Here is an 11,398-nt window from a genome sequence, read left to right as displayed (position 1 = left end):
GTGCGTCAGGGAGCGAGGATCACCGAGCGGGTGAGGTGGCGCGGCTGGTCGGGGTCGAGGCCGCGGGCCGCGGCGACGGCGACCGCGAGGCGCTGGGCGCGGACCAGTTCGGCGAGCGGGTCGAGGCCGCCCGCGATCCACAGCCCGCCGGTGGCGCGCACCTGCGCGGCCAGGCCCTCGGGGGCTTCGCCGAGCATCCAGGTCGCCGTGCCGTGGGTGGTGATGCTGATGGGGCCGTGCCGGTACTCCATCGCCGGGTAGGCCTCGGTCCAGGCGAGTGAGGCCTCGCGCATCTTCAGCCCCGCCTCGTTGGCGAGGCCCACCGTCCAGCCCCGGCCCAGGAAGGTGAACTGCGTGCAGGCGACGAGCCCTTCGGGCAACGGGGTCGCGAGAGCGGTGCGGGCGTCGGCGACGACGGCGTCGGAGTGCAGGCCCAGATGGGCGCGGAGCAGGGTCAGCGCGGTCGTCGCGAACCGCGTCTGTACGACGGACCGCTCGTCCGCGTAGTCGAGGACGACGAGGTCGTCGGCGGCCGCCATGACCGGTGTGTCCGGGTCGGCGGTGATCGCCGTCGTTCGCGTGCGTCCTCTCAACTGGCCGAGCAGGTCGAGGACTTCGGTGGTGGTGCCGGAGCGGGTGAGGGCCACGACACGGTCGTACGAGCGGCCGTGGGGGAGCTCGGAGGCGGCGAAGGCGTCCGTCTCGCCCTGCCCCGCGCCCTCGCGCAGTGCGGCGGCCGCCTGCGCCATGAAGTACGAGGTGCCGCACCCGACGATCGCGACCCGCTCCCCCGGCGCCGGGAGCGCTTCGCGGTGCCGGTCCGCCTCCGACGCGGCCCGTATCCAGCACTCGGGCTGGCTGGTCAGCTCGTCCTCGACATGCGTCATGCCGGGCCCTCCCCTGCTTCGATTTCTGGTCCTGCTCCGCCGCGTGATTGTTCTTGCAAGATATCGCTACCTTTCGAGCACAATCAAGCATGTGGGCGCATGGCACCACCGCTGCCGCTTCGAGCAGGCGGGGATCGCGGTCGTCAGGGGCTGACTCCCGACAGTGCGCCCCGGCCCTCGCGATCCACACGCCCGGCCGGTTGATTCGGCCTAGGCTGGGAGCGCGGACGCGGGTCGGGGCAGGGAGGCTGCGATGAGCTCAGGAGCGATCGACCAGGGCGTCCCGGGGGCCGTTCCCCGGTATCTGCCGATCGCCGAGCACGGACTGATCGGCGATCTGCGCAGCGTGGCCCTGGTGGGCACCGACGGCACCATCGACTGGTACTGCTGCCCGGCCTTCGACGCGCCGAGCGTCTTCGCGGCGATCCTGGACGCGGAGCGCGGCGGCTCCTACGAGCTGGCGGCGTCCGTGCCGGCCAAGACCAAGCAGTTCTACTTCCCCGACACCAATGTGCTGATCACCCGGTTCTTCACCGAGGACGGCGTCGGCGAGGTGCAGGACTTCATGCCCCTGAACGGCGGCGACGTCGAGACCGAGCGGCACCGCCTGATCAGGCGGGTGGTGTGCGTGCGCGGCTCCATCCCGTTCCGCACCCGGGTGGCCCCGCGCTTCGACTACGGCACCCGGCCGCACACCGTGCGCCTGGTCGGCGAGGTCGCGGTGTTCGCCTCCGAGGAGCTGTCGCTCGCGCTGACGGCGACCGTGCCGCTGGAGGTCGACGGACCGGACGTACAGGCCGACTTCAAGCTCTCCGAGGGCGAGACCGCGGTGTTCGCGCTCGACCAGGTCGGCGGCGACGTGCAGCCGCGCCGCTGCGCGAAACTGGAGGCGGAGGAGCAGTTCGGCACGACGGTGGCGTACTGGCGGCGCTGGCTGTCGGCGTCCAAGTACCGTGGCCGCTGGCGGGAGATGGTGCACCGCTCCGCCCTCACCCTGAAGCTGCTCACCTACGCGCCCACCGGCGCGATCGTGGCCGCGCCGACCACCAGCCTGCCCGAGCAGCTGGGCGGCGAACGCAACTGGGACTACCGGTACGTGTGGGTGCGCGACGCCGCCTTCGCCGTCTACGCGCTGCTGCGGCTCGGCTTCACCGAAGAGGCCGAGGCGTTCATGAACTTCCTGACCCGGCACGTCAGCCCGTCGGCCGACGGCACCTCCGCACCCCTTCAGATCATGTACGGCATCGACGGGCGCACCGACCTCACCGAACTCGAACTCGACCACCTGGAGGGTCATCAGGGCTCCGCGCCGGTACGGATCGGCAACGCGGCCGCCGACCAGCTCCAGCTCGACATCTACGGCGCGCTGATCGACTCGATCTACCTCTACGACAAATGGGCCAAGCCCATCTCCAGCGCCCAGTGGGACGACGTGTGCACGCTGGTGGAATGGGTGTGCCGGCACTGGGACCAGCCCGACGAGGGCATCTGGGAGACCCGCGGCGGCCGCAAGAACTTCCTGTACTCCCGTCTGATGTGCTGGGTCGCCATCGAGCGGGCCATCCGCATGGCCAACCGCCGCGGTCTGCCCGCCGACCTGCCCGGCTGGCGCGAGTCCCGCGACACGATCTACCGGCGGATCATGAAGCGGGGCTGGTCCGAGACCCGGCAGGCGTTCGTCCAGCACGAGGACGGCGAGGACGTACTCGACGCGGCCGTCCTGATGATGCCGCTGACGAAGTTCATCGCCCCCACCGACCCCAAGTGGCTCTCCACCCTCGACGCGCTCACCCACGACCTGGTGTCCGACTCCCTGGTCTACCGCTACGACCCGATGGCCAGCCCCGACGGGCTGCGCGGCGACGAGGGCACGTTCTCCATCTGCTCGTTCTGGTACGTCGAGGCCATGGTCCACGCCGGCCACATCGACGAGGCACGCCTCGCCTTCGAGAAGATGCTCACCTACGCCAACCATCTGGGCCTGTACGCCGAGGAGATCAGCCAAACCGGTGAGCAACAGGGCAACTTCCCGCAGGCGTTCACCCATCTCGCGCTCATCAGCGCGGCCTTCAACCTGGACAAGGCCCTGGGCTGAGGGTGGTGCTGAGGACACCGTGGATCCGGTGCTCAGGCCCAGCGACGGCGGGACCCGCGACCGGAAGGATTCATGACGTCGGCACACAGCCCGACGCTGAATCCACTTCACGGACTCGGGGGAACACCCATGACCGAAACCTTCGCCAGGCGCCTGACGGGCGTCGCCGGCATCGCCGCCGCGGCCGCACTCATCGTCGAAGTACCCCTGTACTTCGTCTACTCGGGCCCGCCGCCGGACGCGAACGTGCTCGCCCGGCTGCTGCTCGGAATCGTCGCCCTCGCCTGCCTGGTCGTGTTCGTGACGGCCTTCCGTGAACTGGTCAGGCGCACGCATCCCGGCTACGAGTGGGCAGGTGCGATCGCCTCCGCCACAGGGCTGGTCTACGCGACGATCACCCTGGTCTCCATGGGGCTGGAGGCCGGCGCGGTCATCGCCACCGACCATCCGATCGATCCGACCATCACGGTCAACGGCACGTACATCCTCTACGGGTCGATCTCCCGGCTGATGCTGGGCCTGTTCCTGACGGCGGTCGGCTACGTCGTCGCGCGCACCGACGTCCTGCCCCGCTGGATCAGCCGGTCGGCCTACGTCCTGGCCGCGATCAACCTGGCCTTCGTACCCTCCCTGTTCTTCGGCAACACACCCGCGCACTTCTACGCGGCGAACGGCTGGGGCACGACCGCTCTGATGGGAGCGATCCTGAGCTACTGGCTGCTGGCCGTGGGCATCTCCACCTACCGGAGCTCCACCCGCCTGCGCGACTCCGTCGCCGCGTAGCCTCGGAAGCCGATCCCCGGGATCTCACCACTGGAGCCCCGATGACGAGCCTCGACGGCATACCCGGCCCCGCCGCGGACGAACTCGACGCCCCGCCCGCGCTGACGCTCTCCCGAGTGCGGTTGGGCGCCGGTGGCCCGCTGGGCAGTGTGCGCATCGCGGACGGCCGGGTCGTCGCCGTCGAGGTGGAGAGGGACCTCGGCGGCCCGGTGCTCGACATGGACGGGCGGACCGTGCTGCCGGGCCTGTGGGACGCCCATGTGCACGCGGCGCAGTGGGCCGGCAACCGTCATCGGGTCGATCTCGCCGGGCTGGAGTCCGCGCGGGCGGTCGCTGACACCGTGCGTCTGCACGCGGCCGGTCTGCCCGCCGACGAGATGGTCATGGGGCAGGGTTTCCGGGACGGCCTGTGGCCGGACACGCCCCACAAGGCGTTGCTCGACTCCGTGTGCCCGGGCCGGCCGGTCGCGCTCATCAGCGCCGATCTGCATGCCGTGTGGCTGAACTCGGCGTGCCTGGCGCTGGTGGGCCGCGGCGGCCATGCCACGGGACTGCTGCGCGAGCACGAGTGCTTCGAGGTCATGCGGGCACTGCCCGAGGTGCCCGACGGGGTCCTCGACCAGTGGGTGGCGCGGGCGTGCCGGGATGCGGCAGCGCGGGGCGTGACGGGCATCATCGACTTCCACTTCTCCGACAACCTCGCGGACTGGAGCCGACGGGCGGCGAGTGCGGCGCCCGCCGTGCGGGTGCAGGCAGCCGTCTACCCCCGGCACCTGGACGCTGTCCTTGAGCGCGGGCTGTCGACGGGTGACCTTCTGCCCGGCACCGGCGGCCTGGTCCAGGTCGGCCCGCTCAAGCTGTTCACGGACGGTTCCCTCAACACGCGGACGGCGCTGTGCCGCGACCCCTACCCGGGACTTGAGGGAACGAAGGAGGCGTACGGCATCCAGGAGACCGCGTACGAGGAGCTGGTCCGTCTGATGCGGCGTGCCGCCGCCCATGGCGTCCAGCCCGCGGTGCACGCGATCGGCGACCGGGCCAACACCCTCGCGCTCGACGCGTTCGCGGACGTCGGCTGCCGGGGTCGCATCGAGCACGCCCAGCTGCTGACGGCGGCCGATGTGCCGCGGTTCGCGGAACTGGGCGTCATCGCCGGAGTGCAGCCCGCGCACGCCACCGACGACCGCGATGTGGCCGACCGGCACTGGGCCGGGCGCACCGGGCGCGCCTTCGCCTACGGCGACCTGCTGGCGTCCGGGGCCCGGCTGGAGTTCGGCTCCGATGCTCCCGTCTCCCCGCTCGACCCCTGGCTGGGCATCGCGGCGGCCGTACACCGTACGGCCGACGAGCGGCCCGCCTGGCACCCCGAGCAGCGGATCCCGGTGACGGCGGCACTCGCGGCGTCGGCGCGGGGACGCTCACAGCTGCGGGTCGGCGACGCGGCCGACCTGGTGGTCGTGGACGTGGACCCCGCGGAGGCGGACGCGCGCACCCTGCGGGAGATGCCGGTGCACGCCACCATGCTGGGCGGGCGGTGGACGCACGGGCCGCAGTGACGGCGAACGGCGTTCCCTACAGGCCCCTTCGTGGCTGGTCCCGGAACTCTGGGCCCTTGCGCTCATGGCTGATCAGCAGGGTCGGCAGCCGGCTCAGTCATCCGACTCAAGCCGCGCCGCGCCACGAGGACGAACATGGTCAGGTACGGCGATCGACGAGATCGCGTGTACGCCCGCCCCATCGGCACGCGCCCGGCGAAGGGAGCTCTCGTGGACACCACGGGCTCCATGCTCGCGGTCCGCGGGCACTCGCGCGGCGGGCCGCAGCAGCTCGTCCACGAGGTCGCACCCCGGCCGGTGCCCGGGCCGGGCAAGGTGCTCGTCGCCGTCCGGTCGGCGGCGACAGCCAGACCCGCTCCTGGCAGGTGCTGCGGGCCGGGGGCGTGCCCGTCAGCGTCGTCGCCCGCCCGACACGAGCCGGGCTTGCGGATGCGCCGGCGACGTATGCGGCGCTGGAGCGGGAGCACCGCCGGGGGAAGGTCGTGCTCCGGGTGAGCTGAGGTGTCGTACCGCTTCCTCAGGGCGCGGTGTCCGGCTGCAACCCCTGTTTGCCGAGCCATGTCAGGCAGGCGTCCGCGACCTCCCGCCAGCCGCTGTCCACGGTGAGCGAGTGGCCACGGTCGGCGAACTCCACCAGTTCGGTCACCGCCGTCGAATCCCGGTACTGCTTGAGCGTGGCCTTGGTGACGGCTTCAGGGACGGTGTGGTCGCGGCCGCCCATGATCAGCAGCAGTGGGCCGCGGGCCTCGTTGCCCGTGTCGACCTTGGCCGGCGAGTGTGGGGAGAAGTTGGCCGCGGCGGCCTCGAACAGAGGCTTGCCCGGCGCCGGAATGGTCCAGCGTCCGTACAACGCGTCGGACTCCTCGGCCGCCACCGCGTTGCCGAAGGCGAAGCGGAACTGCTCGGCGGTGAGCGACACCGCGCGGTGCCGGTTGGCCGGGTTGACGAAGACCGGGAAGGTGGAGCGCAGTGCCGACAGCGGCAGCGGGAGCACGCCCTTGATCTGGGCCGCGTCGATGGCTATCGCGGCCGCCGCGCGGTCCTGGCCGAGCAGCTTCTGAGCGATCATCCCGCCGAAGGAGTGGCCGATGAGGACGGGACGTTCGGGCAGCTCGTCGATGACGGCCGCGTAGTGCTCCACGACGTCGTCGATGCCGCGGTCGGCGATCGAGTCCGGGTTGGCCCGGGCGAGTTCGACGGTCTCGGCGACGCCGGGCCAGCCGGGCGCGAGAGTCCGGTGGCCCGCGGCCTCGAACAGCTCCTGCCAGGGTGCCCAGGAAGTCGGGTGCAGCCAGAGGCCGTGGATGAAGACGACGGGTGGGGCAGTGCCGGCCATGATCGGGTCCTTCCGCCGGTTCGGGGTCGGTCGACGGGCGCCGAGAGGCATGCGCCCGTCTCGCATGCTCCTCCGCCCGCCGGTGCCTCCGCTTGAGTCAGGTGACTGCCGGCGCGGCCGTCAGGGCACGCCGGGTCCCAGACGGGAGGCGAGCTGTGCCCGCGAGGTGATGCCGAGTTTGGGGAAGACGCGGTAGAGGTGGGAGCCGATCGTGCGGGGCGAGAGACAGAGCCGTTCGCCGATCTGCCGGTTGGACAGTCCTTCGGCCGCCAGTCGGGCGATCTGCAGCTCCTGGGGGGACAGCGCGTCCTGGACCCTGGCGGTGCGGTCGGCCACCCGCTCTCCGGTGGCACGGAGTTCGCCCCGCGCCTGGTCCGCCCAGGCGGTCGCGCCGATGAGGTCGAGGGTGGTCCGGGCCGAGCGCAGCGGCCCCCTGGCTTCGACGGCCCGGCGGTGGCGCCGCAGCCAACTGCCGTACGCCAGCTCGGTCTTGGCCCTGGCCAACGGCCAGCGGCCCAGGTCCTGGCGCAGGGCCGACAGATAGAGCTTCTCGGCATCGGCGTCGTCGGCGAGCACCGCGCGGGCGTAGGCGAGTTGGACGTGCAGCAGCGGCGCACTCGTGAGCTCGGCGACCTCCTCAAGACCGGCGATCACCGCCCGTGCCTGTTCGCGGTGGCCGCTCTGGGCGGCGGCCTCGGCGAGGAACATCACCCCGTCGAAGCACTCGCGCCGGTGGTGGCTGGGATCGGCCGGGTCGAAAAGACGGCACAGCTCGTCGTACGCCTCGTGCGGGCGCCCGGCCGTCAGCCACGTCAGGCCCTTGGCGAGCTGCACGCAGGCCAGCAGGTTGTTGAGCCGGCGGTCGTGGGCGGCGGCCTCGGCGACGGCGGCCAGTTCCAGCGCGTGCTGTCCCTGCCCGCGCAGGCCGGCGGCGATGGCCTCGAGGCTTCTGGATCCGGTGCTCCAGATCGGCTGCCCGGTGTCCCGGGCGACCCGCAGTCCCTCCTCCGCCGCGGTCGCGGCGCGCTCCCAGTCGCCCAGCCAGAGGTGGTCGCCGATCTGCATGCTCAGCACATGGGAGAGCAGTCCGAGACGGCCCTGCTCGCGCAGTTTCCGTTCGGCCCGTCCGAGGAGGTCGACCGCGAGGGTGAGGTCACCGACGGCGTGCGCCGCGATGCCGAGCAGGCGCAGCTGGTCGGGGTCGGTGACCCGGGCCGGGCCGGCCCGGGTCAGCAGGTCGCGGACGGCGCTGCCGCGCAGCAGGGGTTCGGCCACGCCGACGGCCGCGATGCCCCGCGGATCGTCCAGTGCGCCGGGGAGCGCTTCGGTGACGGTGACGACGCGTGCCCGTGCCTCGGGTCCGGTCTCGGCCCACCAGCAGCGCAGTGCCGCGCCCAGCAGCAGATTGAGGGCGAGGTCCTGGTCGCCGGCCGCCGCGGACCGCTCCGCCACGGCGCACAGTTCGAAGACGCGGACGGCATCACCGGGCACGCCGTCCTCGAAGATCTCGCGGAGCCACTCCATCCGGGCCCGGTCCAGCTCCGACAGCTCGGTCCGCTCCGCCGCCGTGACCAGCCGGTCCACCAGCTCCACCCGGCCCAGCCCGAAAGCGTGCTCGGCGGCCAGCAGCAGGCGGCGCCCGCGCGTGGCGGAGTCGGTGGTGAGCTGGGCGGAACGCTCCAGCGCCCAGATCGCCGCGGTGACGGAACCCCGGCGCAGGGACACGGTGTGGCCGGCCTCGAGTTCGTCGGCGACCTGGTCGTCGGGGCCGACGATCGACTGGGCGCGGTGCCAGGTACGGCGGTACGGCTCGTCGACCAGTACGTCGGCCAGGGCGGCGCTGGCCGCCAGTCGGCGAATGGACGGTTCGGACTGCAGGACGGCGGATCTGACCAGCGGGTGGCAAAAGCGCAGCCGTGCCTCGTCGAAGTGGAGCAGGCCGGCGGCCGCGGCGGGGCCGAGGACCTGGACGGTGAGGTCGTGCCCGGCCAGCAGGGAGGCGGCGGCGAGGATCTCCGGCAGCTGCTCCTCGTGGTCCACGGCGGCCACCAGCACGGCGTCCCGTGTGGGCTGCGGCAGTTCGAGGACGCGGCCGGCGAAGGTGCGCTCCAGACGATCGGTGAGCGGCAGCAGGAGCCGGACCGGGTCCCCGCCCTCGGGCCGCGGCCTGGTGCGCCATGCCGTCGGGAGCTCCACCAGCGCGAGCGGGTTGCCGCGCGCCTCCCGCAGGATCTGCTGCCGTACGGCAGGGGGCAGGTCGTCCGCGCCGGCGTCCAGCAGCCGGCGTGCCGCGGTGTCGTCCAGGGCGGTCACGGTGAGCTCGGGCACGCCGGCGTCGAGGAAGGGCCCCGGGTGGCCCGCCCGTACGGTCCCGACCACGGCCAGCGGGTCGCGGCCCACGCGCCGGGCGAGGAACGCCAGCGCTTCCTGGGTGGGGTGATCCAGCCACTGCACGTCGTCGACGGCCACCAGGACCGGCCGTACGGCGGCGGCCCCGGCCAGCAGGCCCAGCGCCGCGAGCGCGATCAGGAACGGTTCGGGCGGCGGTCCGTCCTCGGCGCCGAAGGCCGACATCAGCGCCCTGCGCTGCGGCGCGGGCAGCGCCTCGGCGGTGCCGAGGAGGGGCCGTAGAAGCTGGTGCAGCCCCGCGTAGGGCAGCGGCGCCTCGCACTCGGCACCGGTCGTCTCCAGGACCTCGGCGCCCGTCTCCCGCGCGAGCCGGACCGCGGCGCGCAGCAGCGAGGACTTGCCGATGCCCGCGGCACCGGCGACGACCAGTGCACCGCCGCCCCCGGGGAGCCGTCCGACCAGCTCCGCCAAGGTCCGCAGTTCCGTGTCGCGCCCCACCAGGTCCAGTTCGTCCATGCTCCCCCGCGTTTCGGCAGTGACCGGGCGAGACCGAGGCGAACGGCTCGCGGGGCGGCGGCCCCTTCCCCATCTTGAGCTGGGGCCCGCTCATCTCGCGACCTTTCCGCCCATCCTGTGGCAGCCGGTGCGTGCGGTGCGGGTCGCACGGCGAGAGAGCGCCGACTGGGGCGTGCGTCGGCGGAGAACAGGTGGGCGCGGCGCCGGGGAAACAGTCGCATGACCGAAGCCCGTCCCTCGGCCTTGCCCATACGGTCGGCTCGGTGGGCGGCGAGCGCCCCGGCTCCCTCCCGGACGCGTCAAGGAGCAGGTCATGGACCATGAACTCGACGGTCAGGTCGCCGTCGTCACCGGAGCCAGCCGAGGCATCGGCCTCGCCGTCGTACGGGCGCTGGCGGGTGAGGGGGCCCGGGTGGTCGCGGGTGCCCGCCACTCGTCGGGCGAGCTGGAGGAGTTGGCCAAGACCGACGCCGTCGAGGTCGTCGAGGTCGACCTCGCCACGGAGTCGGGCCCTGCCCGGCTGGTCGCGCGGGCGGGCGACCGCGTGGACATCCTCGTCAACAACGTCGGTGCCGCGCCCGTGCGGCCCGAAGGGTTCCTGAGCATCACCGACGAGGACTGGCTGGCCTCGCTCACCCTCAACCTGCTGGCGGCCGTCCGCACGACCCGCGCCACGCTTCCCGTCATGCTCGCGCGGGGCAGCGGCAGCATCGTGAACATCGCCTCGGTGAACGCCGCGCTGCCCGATCCCCTCGTGCTCGACTACAGCACGGCCAAGGCGGCCCTCCTCGCCTTCTCCAAGGGCCTGTCGAAGGAGGTGGGCGCCCGCGGGATCCGCGTCAACACGGTCAGCCCCGGCCCGGTCGCCACCGATCTGTGGCTGGCAGACGACGGTGTGGCGGCCACGGTGAGCCGGGCGACCGGCGCCGATCCGGCGACGGTGCGGGCGGGCGCCGCGCACGCGATGGTCACCGGCCGCTTCTCGCAGCCGGACGAGGTCGCGAACACCGTCCTGTTCCTCGCCGGAGCACGGTCCGCGAACACGGTGGGTACGGACGTGCGGGTCGACGGCGGATTCATCCCGACCTGGTAGCCGCCGGAAGCCGCGTGAGCGCATCCTGGAGACAACCGGCCCGCACCCGCAACCTTTCAGCCGTCCCGTATGTCTCATCAAATACCAGTACGAACCACGCTTCGGGGGACGAGATGAGACGAAGCAGAGCAACACGCAGCAGGACCGCATGGGTAGCGCTCATGCTCCTGGGCACCGCGATGGGAGCGACCGCGGTTCCGGCCGACGCCGCGCCCGCCGCCACCGCCCAGACCGTCACCTGCCCCACCGGCTGGGGCAGCACCGCCAAGACGCGCGCGGCATCCACGACGAAGCCGGTCACGAACGTCAGGACCGGCCGCCACACCTGCTACGACCGGATGGTCATCGACATCCCCGGAGCGGGCCGGAACAGCCTCGGCTACTCCGTCGGGTACGTCAGCCACCTCTACCAGGACGGATCGGGCCGGCTCATACCCGTCGGCGGCGGCGCCGTCCTCGAGGTGCGGGTGCACGCGCCCAGCTACGACCCCGACACCGGGGCACCCAGCTACCCCGCCCGGGCGGGCCGTCCGCTGCCGGGCGTCGACCTCACCGGGTACCGCGCGTTCCGGGACACCCGGTTCGCCGGCAGCTTCGAGGGCGACACCCAGCTCGGGCTCGGCGTCCGGGCCCGGCTGCCGTTCCGTGTGCTGCGGGTGGACGGCCACGTGATCGTGGACGTGGCCCACACCTGGACGGGCAAGCCCTGACGTACGTCAGACACCAAGGAGAGTCGGGAGAATCGAGAGAGCCGAGCCAGTCGATCAGTAGCCGGTTGACCTC

At 72.5% G+C, this 11,398-nt stretch carries 8 protein-coding genes; 5 read left to right on the top strand and 3 right to left on the bottom strand.

The window, feature by feature from the left end; translation table 11 throughout:
• Positions 1-5 precede the first annotated feature (5 nt).
• A complete protein-coding gene (locus ACWC1K_RS14900) occupies positions 6-887 on the bottom strand; it encodes an SIS domain-containing protein (RefSeq protein WP_450831446.1) in 882 nt (293 codons plus the stop codon).
• Positions 888-1,140: 253 nt separating this feature from the next.
• On the opposite strand from ACWC1K_RS14900, the gene ACWC1K_RS14895 reads away from it, so the two are divergent.
• The 3 genes from ACWC1K_RS14895 (at position 1,141) to ACWC1K_RS14885 (ending at position 5,321) form a co-directional block, all read left to right on the top strand.
• On the top strand, positions 1,141-2,982 hold the full coding sequence (locus tag ACWC1K_RS14895) for a glycoside hydrolase family 15 protein (RefSeq protein ID WP_450831444.1): 1,842 nt from the start codon (positions 1,141-1,143) through the stop codon (positions 2,980-2,982).
• Positions 2,983-3,111: 129 nt separating this feature from the next.
• On the top strand, positions 3,112-3,765 hold the full coding sequence (locus tag ACWC1K_RS14890) for a hypothetical protein (protein ID WP_450831442.1): 654 nt from the start codon (positions 3,112-3,114) through the stop codon (positions 3,763-3,765).
• Positions 3,766-3,806: 41 nt separating this feature from the next.
• The gene (locus ACWC1K_RS14885) at positions 3,807-5,321 is read left to right on the top strand and encodes an amidohydrolase (protein WP_450831440.1); all 1,515 of its coding nucleotides are present in this window, start codon (positions 3,807-3,809) and stop codon (positions 5,319-5,321) included.
• Between the two features lie 517 nt (positions 5,322-5,838).
• On the opposite strand, the gene ACWC1K_RS14880 is transcribed toward ACWC1K_RS14885, so the two are convergent.
• Both ACWC1K_RS14880 and ACWC1K_RS14875 read right to left on the bottom strand, forming a co-directional pair.
• The gene (locus ACWC1K_RS14880; protein WP_450831438.1) at positions 5,839-6,657 is read right to left on the bottom strand and encodes an alpha/beta hydrolase; all 819 of its coding nucleotides are present in this window, start codon (positions 6,655-6,657) and stop codon (positions 5,839-5,841) included.
• 120 nt (positions 6,658-6,777) lie between these two features.
• Positions 6,778-9,522, bottom strand: coding sequence for an AAA family ATPase (locus ACWC1K_RS14875; protein WP_450831437.1), 2,745 nt, complete (start codon positions 9,520-9,522; stop codon positions 6,778-6,780).
• 313 nt (positions 9,523-9,835) lie between these two features.
• On the opposite strand from ACWC1K_RS14875, the gene ACWC1K_RS14870 reads away from it, so the two are divergent.
• Positions 9,836-10,615: an SDR family NAD(P)-dependent oxidoreductase gene (locus tag ACWC1K_RS14870; protein WP_450831435.1), complete on the top strand. Its 780-nt coding sequence runs from the start codon at positions 9,836-9,838 to the stop codon at positions 10,613-10,615.
• Between the two features lie 113 nt (positions 10,616-10,728).
• Entirely contained in the window at positions 10,729-11,325 is a 597-nt protein-coding gene (locus ACWC1K_RS14865; protein ID WP_450831433.1) for an AMIN-like domain-containing (lipo)protein, read from the top strand.
• The last annotated feature ends 73 nt before the right edge of the window (positions 11,326-11,398 follow it).

It is taken from the genome of Streptomyces sp. NPDC001492, from assembly GCF_053597275.1.
Note: the sequence above shows the minus strand (reverse complement) of the source record. Positions and strands in the feature narration are given on the sequence as shown.

Bases quoted from the DNA above. Each gene is read 5' to 3' on its own strand.
- ACWC1K_RS14885 (WP_450831440.1), top strand. From the start codon at position 3,807: ATGACGAGCCTCGACGGCATACCCGGCCCCGCCGCGGACGAACTCGAC.
- ACWC1K_RS14900 (WP_450831446.1), bottom strand. From the start codon at position 887: ATGACGCATGTCGAGGACGAGCTGACCAGCCAGCCCGAGTGCTGGATA.
- ACWC1K_RS14880 (WP_450831438.1), bottom strand. From the start codon at position 6,657: ATGGCCGGCACTGCCCCACCCGTCGTCTTCATCCACGGCCTCTGGCTG.
- ACWC1K_RS14890 (WP_450831442.1), top strand. From the start codon at position 3,112: ATGACCGAAACCTTCGCCAGGCGCCTGACGGGCGTCGCCGGCATCGCC.
- ACWC1K_RS14865 (WP_450831433.1), top strand. From the start codon at position 10,729: ATGAGACGAAGCAGAGCAACACGCAGCAGGACCGCATGGGTAGCGCTC.
- ACWC1K_RS14895 (WP_450831444.1), top strand. From the start codon at position 1,141: ATGAGCTCAGGAGCGATCGACCAGGGCGTCCCGGGGGCCGTTCCCCGG.
- ACWC1K_RS14870 (WP_450831435.1), top strand. From the start codon at position 9,836: ATGGACCATGAACTCGACGGTCAGGTCGCCGTCGTCACCGGAGCCAGC.
- ACWC1K_RS14875 (WP_450831437.1), bottom strand. From the start codon at position 9,522: ATGGACGAACTGGACCTGGTGGGGCGCGACACGGAACTGCGGACCTTG.